The following is a 20956-nucleotide window of genomic DNA, read 5'->3' on the forward strand; positions in this document are numbered from 1 at the left end:
TGCGTGCGAGGAGAGGGTGAAGCACCTGCAGTCCGGGACCTCGCGGTCCCTCGTCTCCTTCCACGACGCCCGCCTGACGGCCTTGCACAGGCTCTAGGCGGGTTATCCGTCTGTAAATGGACCCTGGCGTGCGTGCTACCATTGTTTGTTATCCATCCCGTCATTCGATCGAGCATCAATGAATTCCGAGACACATTCCACGACACCACCCAAGAGCCTTGTGATCGCTTCTAGGGAAAGCCGGCTCGCCATGTGGCAAGCCGAGCACGTGCGGTGTGCGCTGCACAAATTATATCCATCTTGTGACACAAAAATCCTCGGAATGACGACGCGCGGCGACCAGATTCTTGATCGCACGCTCTCGAAGGTGGGCGGCAAGGGCTTGTTTGTAAAGGAACTGGAAGCCGCGCTCGCCGAAGGCCGCGCGGATCTCGCCGTGCATTCGCTGAAAGATGTGCCGATGGAATTGCCCGACGGCTTCGCGCTCAGCACGATTCTCGAACGCGAGGATCCGCGCGATGCGTTCGTGTCGCAGTTCGCTTCTCTGGCGGAGTTGCCGGAAGGCAGCATCGTGGGCACGTCGAGCCTGCGTCGCGAGGCCATGCTGCGCATGCATTTTCCTCACCTCGACGTGCGTCCGCTGCGCGGCAATCTCGACACGCGGCTCGCCAAGCTCGATCGCGGCGACTACGCGGGGATCATCCTTGCCGCGGCCGGTTTGAAGCGGCTCGGGCTGGAGGCACGCATCCGCGCGCTGCTCGATGTCGACGAAAGCCTTCCGGCCGCAGGGCAGGGCGCGCTCGGCATCGAGATTCGCGCCGATCGCGCGGACCTCGCCGCGTGGCTCGCGCCGCTGCATCATCCGCAGACGGCCGCGGCGGTCGAAGCGGAACGCATGGTTTCGCGCTCGCTGGGCGGTAGCTGCGAAGTGCCGCTCGCCGCGTACGCGACATGGCACGACGGCACGTTGCGCCTGCGCGGTTGCGTGGCGACGCCCGATGGCCAGCGCGTGCTGACAGCCGAAGGCACAGCGGCCGCGCCGGACCTCGAAGGCGCGCTGGAACTGGGCCGGCGCGTTTCCGCCGATCTCGAAGCGCAGGGCGCGATGGAGATCGTGCGCGCGCTTTCCACGGCAAGCGGCGCGCGCGTGCCGCCCGCCGCGACGCCCGCCGCCTGATGACGAGCGCGCGTCGTGCAACCGTAGTCGTCACCCGGCCGATCGGCCAGTCCGCCGCGTTGCTCGCGCGTCTCGCCGCAGACGGCTTCGACACACTCGAATTCCCCCTGATCGACATCGCCCCCGTCAGCGACGACGCCCTGCTGCGCGCCGCGCTCGACGAGCTCTACGGCCCGCGCAAGTACGCGCTGGTGGTGTTCGTGTCGCCGAACGCCGTCGACTACGCGTTCGGCAAGCTCGGCGCTTCGTGGCCGGCGGATGTGCCGGTGGGCGTCGTAGGTCCAGGCAGCATCGCGGCGCTCGCGCGGCAGGGCGTGGCGGCGCCCGGCTATTGCGTGATCAGCCCATCGGCCGAACACCCCGATCCGCGTTTCGATTCCGAAGCGCTCTACGTCGCGATCGAAGCGCACTTCGGCGCCGAAGGACGCGGGGGCCTCGAAGGCAAGCGCGTGCTGATCGTGCGCGGCGACGGCGGCCGCGAATGGCTCGCCGAGCGGCTGACCGAAGCCGGCGCGACGGTCGAGAAAGTGGCGGCGTACCGGCGCATCGTGCCCGAGCCGTCGATGCAGAAGTGGGAGCGCATCCACGCGTTGCTCGCCGACGTGTCGAACGGCGCACACGGATGGCTGCTGACGAGTTCCGAAGGCGTGCGCAATCTCGAGGAACTCGCACGCGAGCATCTGAGCCGCGATGAAACCGCGCAATTGAAGCGCGCGCCGCTCGTGACGCCGCATCCGCGTATTGCCGAAGCCGCGCGGCAGGCGGGTTTTGATAGGATTACGGTGTCCGGTGCCGGCGACGAGCGCATCGCGGAGGCGATCAGGGCAACGCTTGCCGCCACAGACGCAGCCCCGGCCGCACGAGATGCCGCTCCCCAGTCGACGCAATCGAGACAATCGACCATCGACGCTTCGAAGAACTCCAATGCGGAATCCGCGCCGACGGATTCCAAACCGGCCGCAGCGCCGGCCCACCAACCGGCTCAATCACGCATGACTGATTCGAACGATTCCAAGAAAGCCCCACCTCAGCCGACTGTGACACCGCCCTTGCCGCCGAACACGCCATTCACGCCCTACGAGGCGCAACCGAAGCGCGGCGGCGGCGCGGGCACTGCGTTGTTGTGGGCCGTGATCGTGATCGTCGCGGTGGCGGCGGGCGCGGGTGGCTTCCTGATCAACCGCAAGTTCGAGCGAACCGACCAGCAGTTCGCCCAGCGCCTGCAAGCAGCCGACACCGAAGCCGCCGACCTGCGCGCCAAAGCCGATCAGGCCGCGAGTTCCGCGGGCGCGCTCAACACGCAGATCATCCAGTTGCAAGGCAAGCTGAACGACGCCGAGACCCATAGCCAGGCGTTGCAGCAGCAGTACCAGGATCTCGCCAGCAACCGCGACGACTGGACCATCGCCGAAGTCGAGCAGATTCTCTCCAGCGCGAGCCAGCAGTTGCAACTCACGGGCAACGTCCAGCTGGCGCTCTTCGCGCTGCAAAGCGCCGACACACGCCTCGCCGCGACGAACGGCCCGCAGGTCGTCACGATCCGCAAGGCCGTCGCGCAGGATATCGACAAGCTGAAGTCCACGCCGAGCACCGATCTCACCGGCCTCGCGATCAAGCTCGACACCGCCATCGACCAGATCGACCACTTGCCGCTCGCGGGCGAGGCGCCGATCGATCGCGCCACCGCGCACGCGGCCGCGCCCGCGAACAGCGCGACGATCGCGGCGGCGACCGGCCAGCCGCGCTGGAAAGTGCTGTGGCAGCAGTTCACGAGCGGCATCGGGCAACAGTTGTCGAGCCTGGTTTCGGTGCGCCGCATCGACAACGCCGACGCGATGCTGACTTCGCCCGACCAGGGCTATTTCGTGCGTGAGAACGTGAAGCTGCGCCTGCTGTCGGCGCGCCTGTCGCTGCTCTCGCGCAGTGAGCCGACGCTCAAGTCCGACCTGCACGCCGCCGATGCCGCGCTTGGCCGCTACTTCGACCCGTCGTCGAAGAAGGTCCAGGCCGTGCGCGATCTCGTCAAGCAGGTCGACCAGGCGTCGCTCGCGGTCGCCGTGCCGAACCTGAACGCGAGCCTCGCGGCCGTCCACCAGTTCAAGCGAGGCGGATGATGACGATTCGTGGACTCATCTGGCTGGCGCTGCTGTTCGCGGTCGCGGTCGTGGTCGCCACCGTCGGCGGCTTCGATGGCGGGCAGGTGCTGCTCGTCATGCCGCCGTATCGCGTGGACGTGTCGCTAAACCTGTTCGTCGTGGCGCTCGTCGTGCTGTTCATCGTGCTGTACTTGCTGATCCGGGCCGTGCGCACGGTCTGGAAGATGCCGCAGCGGGTGGCCGCCTATCGCGCGCGCAGCAAGCTGGCGAAGGCGAACGCGTCGCTGCGCGATGCGATCGGTCATCTGTATGCCGGGCGCTTCTCGAAGGCGGAGAAGGCGGCGCGCGATGCGCTCAACGTCGACGAGAACAAGGGCGCAGCCGGCCTCGTCGGCGCGAACGCCGCGCACCGGATGCACGAGTACGCGCGCCGCGACGAGTGGCTCGGCCAGATCACGGGCGCCGACTGGCAGGACGCGCGCCTGATGGCGACCGCCGACATGCGCGCCGACGGCCGCGATGCCGACGGCGCGCTGGTCGCGCTGACCGAGATGCAGGCGCAGGGCGGCCGGCGGCTACACGCGCAGCAGATCGCACTGCGCGCGCAGCAGCAGTTGAAGAACTGGGGCGAGGTGCTGAAACTCGTCAAGACGCTGGAAAAGCGCGAGGCGCTGCATCCGGCGGTGGCGGTGCGTCTGCGGCAAGTCGCGGCGGAAAACCTGCTCCGCGATCGCCGGCACAACCCGGACGCGCTGCTGGAACTGTGGCAGTCGTTGTCGCCGGCGGAGCGTCAGTCGCCGCGTCTCGCCGACCTCGCCGCCGAACTGCTGATCGCGCTGGATCGGCGGACGGAGGCGCGCAGGATCGTCGAGGAAGCGTTGGCGCACAATTGGGACGCGCGCTTGCTGCGGCGTTATCCCGACTGCGTTTCCGGCGGCGATGCGTTGCCGCTCATTCAGCGCGCGGAAGCGTGGCAGAAGGAGCGGACCGAAGACGCCGACTTGCTGTTCACGCTTGGGCGCTTATGTCTGCATCAGCAGTTGTGGGGCAAGGCGCAGGCGTTCCTCGAATCGGCGCTCAAGCTAGCGGATAACGAACCGCTCAAGATTCGCACGCATCGCGCGCTTGCTCGGTTGCACGAACAACTCGGCGATACCGAGAAGGCGAGCATGCACTATCGTGAGAGTGCGCTGGCGATGAATGTGGTTTGAGCCGCCGCTGGAAGGGACAAAAAAAAAGCCGCATGCGCTTCAAACGCATGCGGCTTTTTTATCGGTGGGGCCGGCAGGGCGGCGGACGCTCAATAAACCGGCACGCCCGGGTCAACCTGACGCGACCACGCATCGATACCACCGTAAAGGTTGTACACGTGCGTGAACCCACGCGATTCGAGGAACATGCCCACTTGCGCGCTGCGCGCGCCGTGATGGCAGATGCAGACGATTGGCGCTTCGTCGTCGAGTTCTTCGCTGCGCGCGGGAATGTCGCGCATCGGAATCGCCACGATGTTGGCCATTTTCGCGGTCTGAAGCTCCCACGGCTCGCGCACATCGAGCAAAACGGGCGCGGGACGCGACGAATCGGCGAGCCACGCGGCGAGGTCGGTGACGGACAGGTTCTGCATGATCAGAACTTGAAACGCGACGGCTGCACGGCGTTCTTCAGCGGCGCGACGAGCGTTTCAAAGATATCGGAGACGCGGAACTGCTTCTCGTCGACGCGCGTGATGATCTGCGCCTTCATGACCGGTGCGTCGCCGACGAACGCCGCGATCCGGCCGCCGACCTTCAACTGTTCGAGGAATTCCTGCGGCATCAGCGGCAGGCCGCCCGACACGCAGATCACGTCGTAAGGCGCGCCGTCCGGCCAGCCGAGCGAGCCGTCACCGGTGACGACGTGCGCATTCGACACGCCGTTCGCCGCCAGATTCTGCTCCGCGAACGCGGCGAGTTCCGGCGCAATCTCGACGGTCGTCACGGCGCGGCCGCGCGCCGCGAGAAGCGCGGTCATGTAGCCCGAGCCGGCGCCGATTTCAAGCACCGTTTCACGCTTCGTGATCGCGAGTTCCTGCAGCACGCGCGCCTCGACCTTCGGCGACAGCATGCGCTCGCCGCCCGGCAGCGGAATTTCGAGGTCGGCGAACGCGATATTGCGGTACGCCGCGGGCACGAAGTTCTCACGCTTGACCAGCGACAGCAGGTTCAGCACGTCCTGGTCGAGTACATCCCAGGGACGAATCTGCTGCTCGATCATGTTGAAACGCGCTTGCTCGATGTTCATGTTCAGTCTGCGGTTGATCGCGGGGGTTGATCTATTGGGGACTGGCTGATTGTAGCAAATCGCAATGCGGCAAGCGTCGTTGGCGCTAGTGCGGCAACCGGATGTCAAGCTTGAACGTGACGAGCCGCGCGACGAGGATAAACGCCGTAGACAGCAGTACGTTGTAGATCGTATCGACGTCGAAGCGCTCGAGCGCCAGATACATCCAGCAGCCCGCGAACGCGCACACGGCGTAAGGCCGCGAGTCGCGCAGGATCAGCGGCACCTCGTTGCACAGCACGTCGCGCATCACGCCGCCGAACACGCCGGTCACCACGCCCATCATCACGGCGGTGAACGCGGGCATCTGCGCGTCGAGCGCGATCGACGTGCCCGAAATGCTGAACAGGCCAAGGCCGATGGCATCGGCGACGAGCAGCATGCGTTCGTCGACGAGCCTCGTCGTCATCCTGAGCAGCATCGGCGCGAAGATCGCCATCACGAAGATGACCACCACGTACTCCTGGTGCTGGACCCAGTAGAACGGGCGGCGCGAGAGCAGCACGTCGCGCACGGTGCCGCCGCCGAACGCGGTCGCGAGCGCGACCATGAACGCGCCGACCGCATCGAGCCGGCGCTTTCTTGCTTCGATCAGGCCGGAGATCGCATAGGCAAAAAGCGCGAGCGCCTCCATCACGGAGATGGCGAGCGTGAGCCTAGGATGCACTGCCGGGGTCCTTGCGCGGGCCTTTGTCCTGCGGATGCCCGTGATGGCGCGGCGTGCCGCCCGGCTGCAGCAGCACGAGCACAGCCCCCGCGCCGCCGTCGTGCGGCCGGGCCTGACAGAACGCGATCACTTCTTCCTTCTGCACGAGCCACGCGCGGACCTTGCCCTTGAGCACCGGCTCCCGCCCGATCGAGCCGAGCCCTTTGCCATGGATCACGCGCAGGCACCGCAGCCCGCGCTTCACGGCCTCGCGGATGAATTCCGCCAGCGCCTCGCGTGCTTCGTCGCGGCGCATGCCGTGCAGATCGAGTTGCGCCTGCACGATCCACGCGCCGCGCCGCAGCTTTCGCACGACTTCCTGGCTGATGCCATTACGGCAGTAGGAGAGCGTTTCGTCGATTTCGAGCAGGCTTTCGGGGTCGTATTCGTCGGAAAGCGCTTCGTGGAGCACCGCTTCCTCGTCGCGTTGGGTCTGCAACGGGAGCGGCAGCGGCGGGACGCGCGTCGCCGTGTTGCGCGGCGGGGTTTTCAGCGGCTCGACCTCGCCGATCGAGCGGCGAAACACGTCGGCGTCTTCGTTGGCTTCGCGCTCCGCGCGCTCCACCGTCACGCGTTCGATTTCGCGTTTCGCGGTGTCGGCTTTCAGCGCACGGCGCAACGTGCCCAACCCCGCGAGGCCGTCGCGCTTGACGGCTTGCTTGACGTCGTCGAGCGTCGCGGACGGCTTTTCCGCGGGCGCAGCGTGCCGCGGGGCGGGGTTGCGTCTCGGCTTCGGTTCGTTCGGATGCGGCAGATTCTTGGGCATCGCACTTGAGGCGGGTAGGGAAGCGGTGCTTGCGGGAGGCTTCGGATTCGGGAAATGTCGAGCGCTCTTTCTAACACGGCCGGCATGAAAAAGGGCCGGCGGGAAACCGCGCGGCCCTTGTCATGCGTCCGAATGCAAAGGCGCCGGCTTCGAATCGTCGCCGGCTTCGAATCGTCGCCGGCGCCCTGATTTCAGAATCGTTCAAAAGCGCGGCGACACCATTTTACCGGCCCGCCGTGCCGCTCGCGTTTCAACGATCCTTTTCGTGGCTCATCGAATGCGGGGTCGGCGTTTCGTCGATGCTTTCGAGGTAGCGCTGCGCATCGAGCGCGGCCATGCAGCCCGTGCCGGCGCTCGTGATCGCCTGGCGATAGATGTGGTCCTGCACGTCGCCCGCGGCGAACACGCCGGGGATGCTCGTCGCGGTGGCGTCGCCGCTCGTGCCGCCCTTCGTGATGATGTAGCCGTTCTTCATCTCCAACTGGTTGATGAAGAGATCGGTGTTCGGCTTGTGGCCGATCGCGACGAACACGCCTTGCAGTGACAGGTCGGTCGTGTCGCCGGTCTGCGTGCTCTTGATCCGCAGCGCGGTCACGCCGGTTGCGTCGCCCTGCACTTCGTCGAGCACGTGATTCCACTTGATGTCGACGACGCCTTCCTTTTCCTTCGCGAGCAGGCGGTCGATCAGGATCGGCTCGGCGCGGAACTTGTCGCGGCGATGCACGACCGTCACCTTCTTCGCGATGCCCGCGAGATAGATCGCTTCCTCGACGGCCGTATTGCCGCCGCCGATCACGGCCACGTCTCCGTTCTTGTAGAAGAAGCCGTCGCAGGTCGCACAGGCGGATACGCCCTTGCCCATGAACAGTTCTTCCGACGGCACGCCGAGATACTGCGCCGACGCGCCCGTCGCGATGATCAGCGAATCGCAGGTGTATTCACCGGAGTCGCCGATCAGGCGCAACGGCCGTTCGTTGAGCTTCGCGGTGTGAATGTGGTCGAACACGATCTCGGTGTTGAAGCGTTCGGCGTGTTCCTGGAAACGCTGCATCAACTCCGGGCCTTGCACGCCCAGCGGGTCGGCGGGCCAGTTTTCGACATCGGTGGTCGTCATCAGCTGGCCGCCCTGCGCGAGGCCGGTGATGAGCAGCGGCGACAGGTTGGCCCGCGCCGCGTAGACAGCGGCCGAGTAGCCAGCGGGACCGGAACCGAGAATCAGCACTTTGGCGTGTTTGGGCGAGGACATGAGAGCAATTCCGTTGTGGATGGTTTGATCGAAGGGGCAGGTTTCGGGGCCGAGCGGCGGAGAGTTCGCGCTTTGGCCCCGTGGCAATCTGCTTCGATGAACCGTAGTTGGGTGCAAAGCGGACATTATAAAGGTCCACAAGAAGACTCACCCGAGTGAACCTTTCAATGGCGGCGATAGCAGCCGCAAGCCTTTCGGGCGTGTTACAGGATGCAACGAGCGCCCGTTTTTGACCGTTCCCCGCAATGCAGCGTTTACAATGGGCGACCGACACATTCGGCCCCGCGGTTTCGCTGCGAGGCCGTGAAAAAAGCCTCACGGATCAATGGCAAAAGCTACCTATTCTGCGAGCGCGCAGGCGTTGCCGCACCGCATGTCGCGCCTCTTCACCGAAATTCGCTGGATTCTCCAGGTCGCGGTCGGTCTGTTCCTGCTGATGGCGCTCGTGAGCTACAGCCGGCGCGACCCGAGCTGGACGCACGCCGCGACCGTCGATCACATCGGCAACTGGGCGGGCCGCGTCGGCGCCTGGACATCCGACATCCTGCTCCTGCTCTTCGGCCTGTCTTCGTACTGGCTGATCGTGCTGCTGGCGCGGCGGATCATCGCGAACTATCGCCGCATCACGCAGCCGGTGGCGCCTGTCGAGGACGGCGCGAAAGACCGCACCTGGCTCGCCGAGGCCTTCGCGTTCGTGCTGGTGCTGCTCGCGAGCGACGGCGTCGAGGCGTTGCGCATGTGGTCGCTCAAGGTGCAACTGCCGCGCGCGCCGGGCGGCGTGGTCGGCGAGGCGGTCGCGAAGCACATGTCGCACGCGTTCGGCTTCACCGGCGCCACGCTGTTCCTGCTGATCGCGCTCGCGATCGGCTTGTCGCTGTATTTCCGCTTCTCGTGGCTCTCCGTCTGCGAAAAAACCGGCGACGGCATCATGTCCGCGATCACCGGCGCGCGCCTGCGCCGCGAAGCCGGGCGCGACCGCAAGCTCGGCGAGGAAGCCGCGTCGACGCGCGAAGGCAAGGTCGTCCGCGGCCGCGTCAAGATCGAGGATCACGAGCCGGTCGTGATCGTGCCGCCGGTCACGACGCCGGCGAAGTCCGAGCGCGTCGAGCGCGAAAAGCAGGTGCCGCTCTTCAAGGACCTGCCGGGCGATTCCACGCTGCCGCCGATCGCCTTGCTCGACGCCGCGCCGGAAGTGAAGGAAACCATCTCCGCCGATACGCTCGAATACACGTCGCGGCTGATCGAGAAAAAGCTGAAGGATTTCGGCGTCGAGGTGAGCGTGGTCGCGGCGTATCCGGGGCCGGTCGTCACGCGCTATGAAATCGAGCCGGCTACCGGCGTGAAGGGCAGTCAGATCGTCGGATTGGCGAAGGATCTGGCGCGCTCGCTGTCGCTCGTGTCGATTCGCGTCGTCGAGACGATTCCGGGCAAGAATTTCATGGCGCTCGAATTGCCGAACCAGCGCCGCCAGACGGTCAAGCTCTCCGAAATCCTCGGCTCCGAGGTCTACGCCGACGCCGCCTCGCCATTGACGATGGGCCTCGGCAAGGACATCGGCGGCAAGCCCGTCTGCGCCGATCTCGCGAAGATGCCGCACTTGCTGGTCGCCGGCACGACGGGCTCGGGCAAGTCGGTCGGGATCAACGCGATGATCCTGTCGCTGCTCTACAAGGCGAGCGCCGATCAGGTCCGCATGATCCTGATCGACCCGAAGATGCTCGAAATGAGCGTCTACGAAGGCATTCCTCATTTGCTGTGCCCGGTCGTCACCGACATGCGGCAGGCCGGCCACGCGCTCAACTGGGCGGTGGCGGAGATGGAGCGCCGTTACAAGCTGATGAGCAAGATGGGCGTGCGCAATCTCGGCGGCTTCAACAACAAGATCGACGAAGCCGCCAAGCGCGACGAGAAAATCCCGAATCCGTTCAGCCTCACGCCGGACGAGCCGGAACCGCTCACGCGGCTGCCGAGCATCGTCGTGGTGATCGACGAACTCGCCGACCTGATGATGGTCGTCGGCAAGAAGGTGGAAGAGCTGATCGCGCGGATCGCGCAGAAGGCGCGCGCGGCCGGCATCCACCTGATTCTCGCGACGCAGCGGCCATCGGTCGACGTGATCACTGGCCTGATCAAGGCGAATGTGCCGACGCGCATGGCGTTCCAGGTGTCGTCCAAGATCGACTCGCGCACGATTCTCGACCAGCAGGGCGCCGAGTCGCTGCTCGGCATGGGCGACATGCTCTATCTGCCGCCGGGCTCCGGCCTGCCGGTGCGCGTGCACGGCGCGTTCGTGTCGGATGAGGAAGTGCATCGCGTGGTCGACAAGCTGAAGGAGCAGGGCGAGCCGAACTACATCGAAGGCATTCTCGAAGGAGGCCTCGCCGGCGACGGCGACGAAGGGTCGGCGGGCGCAGCGGGAACCGGCGGCGCCGATGGCGAGTCCGACCCGCTATACGATCAGGCCGTGGAAGTCGTGATCAAGAACCGGCGCGCTTCAATCTCGCTCGTTCAGCGGCATTTGCGCATCGGCTACAACCGCGCGGCGCGGCTGCTCGAACAGATGGAGAATTCGGGGCTGGTTTCGGCGATGTCGTCGAATGGCAATCGCGAAATCCTCACGCCGGCACGCGACGCCGAGTAAGCGCTTCATCCTTGGAGAAATATATGCAGCACAAGTGGCTCAATCGCACGTTCGGGGCGTGGCTCGCCGGTGCGTCGATGCTGATTGCCTCGCAGGCGTTCGCAAGCGGCACCGAGCAGTTGAAGGCGTTCGTCTCGCAGGTGCATGCCGCGCGCGGCACGTTCGTGCAGCAGGAAGTCAAGGCGCCGAGCAAGGCGAATGGCGCGAGCCAGACGGTCGCGCCGAGGCCCGGAGGCGGGACGTCGAGCGGCACGTTCCTGTTCGCGCGTCCCGGCAAGTTCATCTGGTCGTATGAGAAGCCGTATTCGCAAATCCTGCAGGCCGACGGCGACAAGCTCTACGTCTACGACAAGGACCTGAACCAGGTCACGGTGCGTCCGCTCGGCGGTTCGCTCGGCGCGAGTCCGGCGGCGATTCTCTTCGGCAGCAACGACCTGGACAAGAACTTCACGCTGCGCGACGCAGGCGTGAAGGGCGGCATCGACTGGCTCGAACTGACGCCGAAAGCGAAGGACACGCAGTTCCAGACGGTCGGCATCGGCTTCAAGGACGGCAATCTCGAAGCGATGGAACTGCACGACGTGTTCGGCAACGTGACGCTGCTCACGTTCTCGAACATCCAGAAAAATCCGCCGCTGAAGGCCGACACGTTCAAGTTCAGCGTGCCGAAGGGCGCGGACGTCATCAACGGCTGACCTGCGTTTCACCCACCACCGCGTGCGCGGCGTTCATGTCCTCGATGAACGCCTCCACGATCTCGTTTCTCAATTGCCGGCCGCGCGTGACCATCTGGAACGCGACGCGGTAGCGCATCTTCGCCGGGTTCAGCGGCGCGAGCAGTCCCTCTTTTTCATACGGCGCGGCGAAGTGCCCGGGCAGGTAGCCGAGATGTCGCCCCGATAGCACGAGCATCGCGACGGCTTCCATGTTGTCGGCGACCGCACTGATGTTGCGCGGCGCCATCGCGTCGGCTTCCGGCAGCGGATAGCTGCGCCACGCCCATTCGAAATCGGCGGCGTAGTCGGGATCGATGTCGCCGGCCTGCTCGAAGAGCGGATGGCGGCGCGCGCAATACGCGAACTGATCCTCGGCGTAGATCTGCGCATAGTCCAGCGACGGCACGCGATGCCAGAAATAGCCGATCGCAACCTGAATCCGCCCGGCCAGCAGCAATTCCTCCAGTTCGCCCGGCGAGCGCACCAGCACGGCAAACCGCACCGATTCGTCGCGCTCCCTAAACCTCGCGATCGCCTCGCTGATGCGCGCGCTCGCGCTGATCGGCGTATGGCCGATGATCCCGATCGTGAGCGTTCCCACCAGTTTTTTGCCGACATTGCGCGCGGTCATGTCGAACGTATCGACGGCCGCCAGCAGCGCGCGGCACGCCTCCACGAACTGCTCGCCGCGCGAGGTCAGCGCGAAACCGCCGCGTCCGCGCTCGCACAGCCGGTAGCCGAGACGGGTTTCGAGCGTCGCGAGCTGCGTGCTGATCGTCGACTGGCCGACGTTGAGCGTCGCCTGCGCGGACGAAATCCCGCCCGCATCGACGATCGCGAGAAACACGCGGATCAGCCGCAGGTCGAGATCGGAAAGATGCGTGAACATGATTGCGCCCGATACATCGATGGAGATCGATGTGAAGTTAATTTCGTCGCCATTTTAACTTCCGCCGCGAACGCCTATTAATGTGGGGTGAACCGATCAATCTTCAACGGGAAATCATCGAACGCCATGAATACATCCTCGCTTTTCGCTCCCGCCGAGCACTTCGACTCCCATTTCACCGCGCCGGATCATCGCAACGAGCGTCCGCAGCCCCTCTCCGGCAACCAGATGCCGCGCTGCGGCGGCATCACGACGATGATGCGCTTGCCGCATGTCCACTCCGCGGCGGGGCTGGACGCGTGTTTCGTCGGCGTGCCGTTCGATCTCGGCACCTCGAACCGTACCGGCGCGCGCTTCGGCCCGCGTCAGGTGCGCAGCGAATCCGTGCTGCTGCGCCCGTACAACATGGCGACGCGCGCCGCGCCGTTCGATTCGCTGCGCGTCGCCGATATCGGCGATGTCGCGATCAATCCGTACAACCTGCTCGACTCGATCGACCGCATCGAACGCGCGTACAACGAAATCCTCGAACACGACTGCAAGCCGCTCACGATCGGCGGCGACCACACGATCGCGCTGCCGATCCTGCGCGCCATCGCGAAGAAGCACGGCAAGGTCGGGCTGATTCACATCGATGCCCACGCCGACGTCAACGACACCATGTTCGGCGAGAAGATCGCCCACGGCACGCCGTTTCGCCGCGCGGTGGAAGAAGGCCTGCTGGATTGCAAGCGCGTCGTGCAGATCGGCCTGCGCGGCACGGGCTACGAAGCCGGCGACTTCGACTGGTGCCGCGAGCAGGGTTTTCGCGTCGTGCAGACGGAGGAGTGCTGGAACAAGTCGCTCGCGCCGTTGATGGCGGAAGTGCGCGCGCAGATGGGCGACGGCCCGGTCTACATCACGTTCGACATCGACGGCATCGACCCGGCTTTCGCGCCGGGAACGGGCACGCCGGAAATCGCCGGGCTGACCGTGCCGCAGGCGCTCGAAATCATTCGCGGCGCGTACGGGCTGAATATCGTCGGCGCGGATCTGGTCGAAGTCGCGCCGCCGTACGACCCGTTCGGCACGACGGCGCTGCTCGGCGCGAATCTCGCGTTCGAACTGCTGTGCGTGCTGCCGGGCGTAGAGCGGCGGGCCTGAAGTCCGCTGAGTTTTGCCGAGCAGGGCGCCCCGCGCCTTCCAAGAAAGACATAGTGAGACGATTTACGCATGAACAAGCAAGAAGCAATCGGTTTGCCCCAGGTCGGACCGGCCATTGAAGTCGAGAGCCATTCCATCGACTACATTCCCGAGAACGAGCGGCACGCGCGCCTGTCCAGCCAGGGGCCGTTCTGGTTCCTCGGCAACTTCCACTTCTTCACGATCTCGATCGGCTTCGTCGGGCCCGGCATGGGGCTGTCGGCCGGTTGGACCACGCTTGCCGGCGCGCTCGGCATCATGTTCGGCACGATCTTCATGGCGTTCCACGGCTCGCAGGGGCCGGAGATGGGCTTGCCGCAGATGATCCAGTCGCGCGCGCAGTTCGGCTATCGCGGCGTGATCCTCGCGCTGTTCGCGACGCTCTTCGTGTTCGTCGGGTTCAACGTGGTCAACGTCTCGCTGATCACCGACGGCCTCAAGCACGTGTTCGGATTCGACCCGACGATCGTGGCGGTCGTGGCGATCGCCGCCGGTGCGCTGCTGTCGATCTACGGCCACGACCTGATGCACAAGGCGTTCAAGTGGGCACTGATCGCGACGCTGCCGCTCTACGCGCTCGTGACGATCGCGCTGATCTTCGGCGTGGGTCACGCTCCCGCGGCGGCGCAGGTCGCTCAAGCGGCTGCGGCGCCGCATCTCGGCTTCAGCTGGATCGCGTTCGCGACGCAGTTCGCCATCGGCGCGAGCTACAACATCTCGTACGCGCCGTACGTCTCCGATTACTCGCGCTACCTGCCGAAGAACACGAGCCGCACCAAGCTGATCGCGGCGATCTTCCTCGGCGCGGCGCTCTCCGGCACGTGGATGATCGGCCTCGGCGCGTGGCTCGCGCAGGAGTTGAAGGCGTCCGATGCGCTCGTCGCGCTGAACCAGGTCGGCTCGTCGATGCTGCCCGGGCTCGGCAATGTGATCGTCGCTATTTCCGTGTGGGGATTCCTGCCGATCATCGCGCTGAATACGTATAGCGCGATGCTCACGCTGCTGACGGGCGTCGATTCGATCCGCAAGATCACGCCGACGCGCCGTGCGCGCGTGGCGTCGGTCGTGGCGATCAGCGCGGTGGTGCTGATCTGCGTGCTCGCGATCAAGGGTAACGGCATCGCGCTGCTCAATACGTTCCTCGTGCTGATGCTTTACTTCCTCGTGCCCTGGACGGCGGTCAATCTCGTCGACTACTTCTTCGTGCGCCGTGGCCGCTACGCGATTCCGCATTTCTTCACGCCGAAGGGCATTTACGGCGCGTGGCAGGCGCGCGGCATCGTGGCTTACGTGGTCGGTTTCGTCGCGATGATTCCGTTCTTCTTCGTCTACGACGCGGCAGCCGAGAAAGCCGTCTTCGAGGGCTACTTCGCGCGCTTGCTGGGCGGCGTCGATATCGCGTGGCTGGTCGGGCTGATCGTTTCGGGCGGCGTGTACTGGCTGCTCAGCCGCTCGCTCGATCTCGCTGCCGAGGAGCGGGTGATTCGCGGCATCCGCGAGAGCGATTTCGCGCCGGGTGCGAAGCGCACTCAAAGCGGCGAATGATGATGACGGCTCCGCGCATCCGGCTGATCCAGTCGACGCTCGTCGATGGCGACATCGGGCGCAATCTCGACTGTGCATTGCAAACCATCGCGGCGGCGCGCGGCGAGACCGATCTGGTCGTGTTCTCCGAAACGTACGTGTCGGGCTTTCCGACGCCCGCAAATGTCGCGCGACTGGCCGAGCCGCTCGACGGGCCGTCGATCTCGGCCGTGCGCGCGGCCGCGAAAGAGGCGGGAGTGAGCGTCGTGATCGGTTTCGCGGAAAACGACGGCGGGCGCTTCTACAACACGGCGGTGCTGATCGACGAGAGCGGCGCCGTCTTGCTGAAGTATCGCAAGACGCATCTGTACGAATCGGACGAAGGCGTGTTCGAACGAGGCGATGCGTTTCCGGTTTGCGACTGGCATGGCGTGCGCGTCGGCTTGCTGATCTGCTTCGACCTGGAATTTCCCGAGACCGCGCGCATGCTGGCCCGGAACGGCGCTGAACTGATCGTGATCGCGGACGGCATGATGAATCCGTACGGGCACGTCCATCGCCGGATGATTCCGGTGCGCGCGATGGAGAATCAGGTGGCGGTGGTGATGGCGAACCGGGTCGGTGAGGGCGAGCGCTATACGTTCTGCGGCCAGAGTCAGGCGGTCGATCCGGACGGCGAGCGCATCGCGATCGCGGACGCCGCGCGTGAGGACGTGCTCGACGTGACGCTCGATCTAGAGGCCGTGGCGCGCGCCCGCGAGGCGTTTCGTTATGTCGATCTGGCGGCGCTTGCGCCGGTTCCGGCGCGGCACGCCTAGCAGGTCGAAGCGCCGCTGTGACATTCAAGAAGGGCCGTTCCCGGTTGAAGGAACGGCCCTTTTTTTCAGTGCATTTCGACCGTGCGGACTCGCGCAAACGCGAACGATCGACCCCGCATCAAGCCAGTGCCGCGCGCCTGCCCGACACCAGCAGCAGATAGCAGACCGCCCCGAGCAGCAACGCCGGCAACGTCGCGCCGAGGTTCGGCAGCCATTGGTTGATCGCGTGATAGGCCGCAATCCCGATCGCCCACGCGACGAACGCGCTCATGTGCCAGCCGCCCGAAAAACCATAGCGGCCGTTGATATCGGCGAGCACCGCCGCATCGATGCGTCGCCGTCTCACGATGAAGTGATCCGCCAGCACGACGCCGAACAGCGGCGCGAACACCGAGCCGATCAGCAGCAGGAAGTTCTGGTACTTGCCCATCTCCACGACGAGCGCCACCAGCGTGCAGAGCGCGCCGAACGCCGCCGACAGCACCGGCACGCTCGCGCGCGCCCAGAACGTGCCCGTCGATACCGCCGCCGAGTGGATGTCGGCGAACGCGTTGTCGATTTCGTCGATGAGGATCAGGAGCAGCGCCATGCCGCCGCCCGCCTGCGCGAAGGCGACGGTCAGGAGCGCGTCGCCGCCGCCCGCCTGTAGCCCGTAGATCGCGCCGAGCGCATAGAACCAGAGGTTCGCGATGCCGTACCCGAGCAGCGTCCCGCGGAACGTGCCGCCCGCGCTGCGGCCGAAGCGCGTGTAATCGGCGATCAGCGGCAGCCACGAAAGCGGCATCGCGACGACCAGGTCGATACCCGCGCCGAACGCCATCTCGCCCGTCCCCGGCCGGTTCATCAGCGCGGCGAGATCGTGCTTCGCAAGCAGGTTCCACGACAGCCAGCCCGCGCCGCCCAGCAGCAGCCAGATGCCCCAAGTGCGCAGGAAGCGGCGCACGAAGGAGAGCGGGCCGGTGATTGCCAGCAGCGTCGCGAGCACGCCGAAGGCGAGCGTCCAGATGAGCGGCATCGAGAGACCGAACGACTGTTTGGCGAGCGCATCGGCGGAATCGCGCATCACGATGATCTCGAACGAACCCCAGCCGACGAGCTGAACCGCGTTGAGCACGGCCGGCACCGACGCGCCGCGCACGCCGAGCGTCGGCCGCAGCGACGACATCGCGGCGAGCCCCGTATCCGTCCCGACCACGCCCGCGAGCGCGAGCAGCACGACGCCGATCGCCGTGCCGATCGCGATGGCCGTCAGCGCGTGCGGCAGCGACAGCCCCGGCACGAGCAGCGCGCCCGCCTGCGCGACCAGCAAGCCGATGCCGAGCGAGAACCAGAGCGCGAAGGCGTCCGACGTGGCGAAGGCGCGGCGCTCCGCGGGTACCGGCAAAAGCGGCGCGTAGGTCTCACCGGCGGTTTCGTTCAATTGAGTGCTCTCTTGTCCCATTGGAGTTTCGTCCCTATCTTGTCGTGTCCAGGCGGCGGTTCTGGCGATCGGCGGCGATTGGCTGCGACCGGCGCGGCACGATCCGTGCGCGGCCCCCGACTGTCATAATGACCCGTTTTCCGGCGCGCCTGTCCTTGCGCCGGCTTTCGCCGCGAGTCCATCCCGAAAAGCGAAAGATTATCGCCGCCTTTGCCAACCTGCGTCACTCAAAGCTCATGTTCGAAGAAAACCGTGGCATCGTCCCGCTCGCCGAGCGCCTGCGTCCCCGCACGATCGACGACGTGATCGGCCAGAAGCACCTGCTCGGGGCCAGCAAGCCGTTGCGTGTCGCGTTCGAATCGGGCGAGGCCCATTCGATGATCCTCTGGGGCCCGCCCGGCGTCGGCAAGACGACGCTTGCGCGCCTGATGGCCGATGCCTTCGACGCGCAGTTCATCTCGCTGTCCGCGGTGCTCTCGGGCGTGAAGGACATCCGCGAAGCCGTCGAGACCGCGCAGATCCATCGCGCGAACGGGCATCAGACGCTCGTGTTCGTTGATGAAGTGCACAGGTTCAACAAGAGCCAGCAAGACGCATTCTTGCCGCATGTCGAGTCGGGGCTGTTCGTGTTCGTCGGCGCGACGACCGAGAATCCGTCGTTCGAAGTGAACAGCGCGTTGCTGTCGCGGGCGGCGGTGTACGTGCTGAAAAGCCTCGACGCCGACGAACTGAAGGAGCTGCTCGATCGGGCGCAACTGGAACTCGGCGGCCTGACCTTCACCGACGAAGCCCGCGACGCGTTGATCGGTTCCGCCGATGGCGACGGCCGCAAGCTGCTGAACAACCTGGAGATCGTCGCGCGCGCGGCCGCGCAGAAGAAGACGAAGGACATCGACGGCGCGCTGCTCGGCAGCGCGCTCGCAGAGAACCTGCGCCGTTTCGACAAGGGCGGCGACGCGTTCTACGACCAGATCAGCGCGCTGCATAAATCGGTGCGCGGCAGCAATCCCGACGCGACGCTCTACTGGTTCTGCCGCATGCTCGACGGCGGCGCGGACCCGCGCTACCTCGCGCGGCGCATCGTGCGCATGGCGTGGGAGGACATCGGTCTCGCCGACCCGCGCGCGGGCCGCATCGCGCTCGATGCTGCTGAAACCTACGAGCGGCTCGGCACGCCCGAAGGCGAACTGGCGCTCGCGCAGGCGCTGATCTATCTCGCGGTCGCGCCGAAGTCGAACGCGGGCTACAAGGCGTATAACGAGGCGCGAAGGTTCGTCGGCAAGGATCAGTCGCGCGGCGTGCCGGTGCATCTGCGCAACGCGCCGACCAAGCTGATGAAGGAGCTGGGTTACGGCCACGAGTATCGGTACGCGCACGACGAGCCCGACGCGTATGCGGCGGGCGAGACGTATCTGCCGGACGGCATGCGTGATCCGCACTGGTACGAGCCGACGCCGCGCGGGCTGGAAGGCAAGATCGGGGACAAGATGGCGCGGCTTGCGGAACTCGATGCGCAGTGGCGGCGCGAGCACAAGGACGAGAAGAAGCGGTGAGCCGCTTTTCATCGCCATTGGTTTTCTAGCGGCGATTGCGACCGCGCTTGAAACAACGCGGGGTTTCGTCAATCCCGTCGGCAATTTCGCGGAATTGCCCGGCCATTTGCGTGGGCCCGCCGCGCCCGTGCGCTAAAATCGCCGCTTCCGATTACTCAATAAGCAGCCCCGCCATGCTCGACATCCAACTCCTGCGCAAAGACCTGGACGGCGTCGCGAAACGTCTCGCCGATCGCGGCTACACACTCGACGTCGCCGCGTTCTCGTCGCTCGAAGCCGAGCGCCGCGAGATCCAGACGCGCACCGAAGAACTCCAGGCGCGCCGCAACAGCCTGTCGAAGCAGATCGGCGCACTCAAAGGGCGCGGCGAGGACACGTCGGCGGTGATGGCGGAAGTCGGCGGTATCGGCGACACGATGAAGGCATCGGCGGCGCAACTCGACGAGATCCAGAAGCTTCTGCAGGACCTGATGCTCGGCGTGCCGAACCTGCCGCACGAAAGCGTGCCGGTCGGCGACGATGAAACGCAGAACGTCGAAGTGCGCCGCTGGGGCACGCCACGCACGTTCGATTTCGAGGTGAAGGATCACGTCGATGTCGGCGCGCCGCTCGGCCTCGATTTCGAGACCGGCGCGAAGCTCTCGGGCGCGCGCTTCACGCTGTTGCGCGGACAGATCGCGCGGCTGCATCGCGCGCTCGCGCAGTTCATGATCGACACGCATACCGAGCAGCACGGCTACACCGAGGCGTACACCCCGTACATCGTGAATCCGGAGATTCTCTACGGCACGGGCCAGTTGCCGAAATTCGCCGACGACATGTTCCGCGTCGAGAAGGGCGGCGAGGAGAACACGGTCACGCAGTACCTGATCTCGACGTCCGAGATTTCGCTGACGAACACCGTGCGCGACAGCATCCTCGATGCGGACGCGCTGCCGGTCAAGTTGACGGCGCATTCGCCGTGCTTTCGCTCGGAGGCGGGGTCTTACGGGCGCGACACGCGCGGCCTGATTCGCCAGCATCAGTTCGACAAGGTCGAGATGGTGCAGATCGTGGCGCCCGAGGAATCGTACGAGACGCTCGACGAGATGGTCGGGCATGCCGAAGCCATCCTGCAGAAGCTGGAGCTGCCGTATCGCGTGATTACGCTGTGTACGGGCGACATGGGCTTCTCGGCATCGAAGACGTTCGACCTCGAAGTGTGGCTGCCAGCGCAGAAGACCTATCGCGAGATTTCGAGTTGCTCGAACACCGAGGCGTTCCAGGCGCGGCGGATGCAGGCGCGTTTCCGGAACGCGCAGGGCAAGCCGGAGTTCGTGCACACGCTCAATGGCTCGGGGCTGGCGGTCGGCCGTACGCTCGTGGCCGTGCTGGAGAACTTCCAGAACGCGGACGGCTCGGTGACGGTGCCGGTGGCATTGCGTCCCTATATCGGCGGGATCGAGCGGCTCGAAGTCGCGAAGGCCAAGTGATTTTTCGCAGAAGATGCAAAAAGGGGCTTGGCGAGCGAAAACGGCTTCGCTATAATCTTGAACTTCGCTCAGCAACGACCCGCTAGCGAAGGCCGGAAACGGTTGGTTTTAAACGGAAAGGTGGCAGAGTGGTCGAATGCGCTGGACTCGAAATCCAGTGTACCTTTAGGGGTACCGTGAGTTCGAATCTCACCCTTTCCGCCATCCAGCCTTGTCTCACAAGGCTTCGCAGGACGCACCTGCAAAATTCCCATACTTCATCCCATATAGCACGCTCACGATTCGCTGCACCGCACGAGGCGTGTGCACTCGCGCGCGCGGGGCCGCCACTGGTTTCCCTTACGATGGCTCGTTTCCCTTTTCGAATCGGACCGCGTCGCGCGACGTGATGAGCACGCCGCTTCCGTCCGGTTCACGAATTTTGACAGAGA

The 20956-nt window shown here is 65.5% G+C and carries 17 protein-coding genes and 1 tRNA gene; 11 read left to right on the forward strand and 7 right to left on the reverse strand.

The annotated features are described in order from the left end of the window. The first annotated feature begins 178 nt into the window (after window positions 1-178). From hemC to AWB68_RS21300, 3 genes are read left to right on the forward strand one after another with little or no spacing between them, the layout of a single operon-like run. Window positions 179-1177 (forward strand): hydroxymethylbilane synthase, encoded by a 999-nt coding sequence (gene hemC, locus AWB68_RS21290; protein WP_087646327.1) that lies wholly within the window; start codon window positions 179-181, stop codon window positions 1175-1177. Next, window positions 1177-3291, forward strand: a complete 2115-nt coding sequence (gene hemDX / locus AWB68_RS21295) for a fused uroporphyrinogen-III synthase HemD/membrane protein HemX (RefSeq protein ID WP_087646328.1) — start codon at window positions 1177-1179, stop codon at window positions 3289-3291. Before hemC ends, hemDX begins: the two co-directional genes overlap by 1 nt. Further along, window positions 3291-4484 (forward strand): heme biosynthesis protein HemY, encoded by a 1194-nt coding sequence (locus AWB68_RS21300; RefSeq protein WP_200828754.1) that lies wholly within the window; start codon window positions 3291-3293, stop codon window positions 4482-4484. The genes hemDX and AWB68_RS21300 overlap by 1 nt, the downstream gene beginning before the upstream one ends. Window positions 4485-4573: 89 nt before the next feature. Here the strand turns inward: AWB68_RS21300 and AWB68_RS21305 are convergent, their stop codons facing one another. From AWB68_RS21305 to trxB, 5 genes are all read right to left on the reverse strand, one after another. Beyond that, the gene (locus AWB68_RS21305) at window positions 4574-4897 is read right to left on the reverse strand and encodes a rhodanese-like domain-containing protein (protein WP_087646330.1); all 324 of its coding nucleotides are present in this window, start codon (window positions 4895-4897) and stop codon (window positions 4574-4576) included. A 2-nt stretch (window positions 4898-4899) separates the two neighbouring features. Next, entirely contained in the window at window positions 4900-5553 is a 654-nt protein-coding gene (locus tag AWB68_RS21310; protein WP_087646331.1) for a protein-L-isoaspartate O-methyltransferase family protein, read from the reverse strand. An 85-nt stretch (window positions 5554-5638) separates the two neighbouring features. Beyond that, window positions 5639-6259 (reverse strand): trimeric intracellular cation channel family protein, encoded by a 621-nt coding sequence (locus tag AWB68_RS21315; protein WP_087646332.1) that lies wholly within the window; start codon window positions 6257-6259, stop codon window positions 5639-5641. Next, window positions 6249-7064, reverse strand: coding sequence for a Smr/MutS family protein (locus tag AWB68_RS21320; RefSeq protein WP_087646333.1), 816 nt, complete (start codon window positions 7062-7064; stop codon window positions 6249-6251). Before AWB68_RS21320 ends, AWB68_RS21315 begins: the two co-directional genes overlap by 11 nt. Window positions 7065-7314: 250 nt before the next feature. Beyond that, on the reverse strand, window positions 7315-8310 hold the full coding sequence (gene trxB / locus AWB68_RS21325; RefSeq protein ID WP_087646334.1) for a thioredoxin-disulfide reductase: 996 nt from the start codon (window positions 8308-8310) through the stop codon (window positions 7315-7317). 325 nt (window positions 8311-8635) lie between these two features. On the opposite strand from trxB, the gene AWB68_RS21330 reads away from it, so the two are divergent. Together AWB68_RS21330 and lolA are read left to right on the forward strand one after the other, a co-directional pair. Beyond that, a complete protein-coding gene (locus AWB68_RS21330) occupies window positions 8636-10951 on the forward strand; it encodes a DNA translocase FtsK (RefSeq protein ID WP_087646335.1) in 2316 nt (771 codons plus the stop codon). A 23-nt stretch (window positions 10952-10974) separates the two neighbouring features. Continuing rightward, complete coding sequence (lolA, locus tag AWB68_RS21335; protein ID WP_235028437.1) at window positions 10975-11646, forward strand: outer membrane lipoprotein chaperone LolA; 672 nt, start codon at window positions 10975-10977, stop codon at window positions 11644-11646. Here the strand turns inward: lolA and AWB68_RS21340 are convergent. Next, the gene (locus AWB68_RS21340; RefSeq protein ID WP_087646336.1) at window positions 11636-12556 is read right to left on the reverse strand and encodes a LysR family transcriptional regulator; all 921 of its coding nucleotides are present in this window, start codon (window positions 12554-12556) and stop codon (window positions 11636-11638) included. The two genes, lolA and AWB68_RS21340, sit on opposite strands and share 11 nt — an antisense overlap. Window positions 12557-12682: 126 nt before the next feature. On the opposite strand from AWB68_RS21340, the gene speB reads away from it, so the two are divergent. The 3 genes from speB (at window position 12683) to AWB68_RS21355 (ending at window position 16080) form a co-directional block, all read left to right on the forward strand. Continuing rightward, window positions 12683-13699, forward strand: coding sequence for an agmatinase (gene speB / locus AWB68_RS21345; RefSeq protein ID WP_087646337.1), 1017 nt, complete (start codon window positions 12683-12685; stop codon window positions 13697-13699). A gap of 69 nt (window positions 13700-13768) precedes the next feature. Then, window positions 13769-15283, forward strand: a complete 1515-nt coding sequence (locus AWB68_RS21350) for a purine-cytosine permease family protein (RefSeq protein WP_087646338.1) — start codon at window positions 13769-13771, stop codon at window positions 15281-15283. A gap of 2 nt (window positions 15284-15285) precedes the next feature. Further along, window positions 15286-16080 (forward strand): carbon-nitrogen hydrolase family protein, encoded by a 795-nt coding sequence (locus AWB68_RS21355; RefSeq protein WP_087646339.1) that lies wholly within the window; start codon window positions 15286-15288, stop codon window positions 16078-16080. Between the two features lie 118 nt (window positions 16081-16198). Here the strand turns inward: AWB68_RS21355 and cytX are convergent, their stop codons facing one another. Next, a complete protein-coding gene (gene cytX / locus AWB68_RS21360) occupies window positions 16199-17521 on the reverse strand; it encodes a putative hydroxymethylpyrimidine transporter CytX (protein WP_087646340.1) in 1323 nt (440 codons plus the stop codon). A gap of 215 nt (window positions 17522-17736) precedes the next feature. On the opposite strand from cytX, the gene AWB68_RS21365 reads away from it, so the two are divergent. From AWB68_RS21365 to AWB68_RS21375, 3 genes are all read left to right on the forward strand, one after another. Then, window positions 17737-19053 carry a replication-associated recombination protein A gene (locus AWB68_RS21365; RefSeq protein WP_087646351.1) on the forward strand — a complete coding sequence of 439 codons (1317 nt, stop codon included), beginning with the start codon at window positions 17737-17739 and terminating at the stop codon, window positions 19051-19053. A gap of 173 nt (window positions 19054-19226) precedes the next feature. Next, window positions 19227-20525, forward strand: a complete 1299-nt coding sequence (serS, locus tag AWB68_RS21370) for a serine--tRNA ligase (RefSeq protein ID WP_087646341.1) — start codon at window positions 19227-19229, stop codon at window positions 20523-20525. 114 nt (window positions 20526-20639) lie between these two features. After that, window positions 20640-20729 (forward strand) — tRNA-Ser (locus tag AWB68_RS21375). Window positions 20730-20956 lie beyond the last annotated feature (227 nt).

The organism is Caballeronia choica (assembly GCF_001544535.1).
Lineage (GTDB): Bacteria > Pseudomonadota > Gammaproteobacteria > Burkholderiales > Burkholderiaceae > Caballeronia > Caballeronia choica.

Bases quoted from the DNA above. Each gene is read 5' to 3' on its own strand.
- lolA (WP_235028437.1), top strand. From the start codon at position 10,975: ATGCAGCACAAGTGGCTCAATCGCACGTTCGGGGCGTGGCTCGCCGGT.
- AWB68_RS21320 (WP_087646333.1), bottom strand. From the start codon at position 7,064: ATGCCCAAGAATCTGCCGCATCCGAACGAACCGAAGCCGAGACGCAAC.
- AWB68_RS21355 (WP_087646339.1), top strand. From the start codon at position 15,286: ATGACGGCTCCGCGCATCCGGCTGATCCAGTCGACGCTCGTCGATGGC.
- AWB68_RS21310 (WP_087646331.1), bottom strand. From the start codon at position 5,553: ATGAACATCGAGCAAGCGCGTTTCAACATGATCGAGCAGCAGATTCGT.
- AWB68_RS21340 (WP_087646336.1), bottom strand. From the start codon at position 12,556: ATGTTCACGCATCTTTCCGATCTCGACCTGCGGCTGATCCGCGTGTTT.
- cytX (WP_087646340.1), bottom strand. From the start codon at position 17,521: ATGGGACAAGAGAGCACTCAATTGAACGAAACCGCCGGTGAGACCTAC.
- AWB68_RS21300 (WP_200828754.1), top strand. From the start codon at position 3,291: ATGACGATTCGTGGACTCATCTGGCTGGCGCTGCTGTTCGCGGTCGCG.
- AWB68_RS21350 (WP_087646338.1), top strand. From the start codon at position 13,769: ATGAACAAGCAAGAAGCAATCGGTTTGCCCCAGGTCGGACCGGCCATT.
- hemC (WP_087646327.1), top strand. From the start codon at position 179: ATGAATTCCGAGACACATTCCACGACACCACCCAAGAGCCTTGTGATC.
- AWB68_RS21365 (WP_087646351.1), top strand. From the start codon at position 17,737: ATGTTCGAAGAAAACCGTGGCATCGTCCCGCTCGCCGAGCGCCTGCGT.
- hemDX (WP_087646328.1), top strand. From the start codon at position 1,177: ATGACGAGCGCGCGTCGTGCAACCGTAGTCGTCACCCGGCCGATCGGC.
- trxB (WP_087646334.1), bottom strand. From the start codon at position 8,310: ATGTCCTCGCCCAAACACGCCAAAGTGCTGATTCTCGGTTCCGGTCCC.
- speB (WP_087646337.1), top strand. From the start codon at position 12,683: ATGAATACATCCTCGCTTTTCGCTCCCGCCGAGCACTTCGACTCCCAT.
- AWB68_RS21305 (WP_087646330.1), bottom strand. From the start codon at position 4,897: ATGCAGAACCTGTCCGTCACCGACCTCGCCGCGTGGCTCGCCGATTCG.
- serS (WP_087646341.1), top strand. From the start codon at position 19,227: ATGCTCGACATCCAACTCCTGCGCAAAGACCTGGACGGCGTCGCGAAA.
- AWB68_RS21330 (WP_087646335.1), top strand. From the start codon at position 8,636: ATGGCAAAAGCTACCTATTCTGCGAGCGCGCAGGCGTTGCCGCACCGC.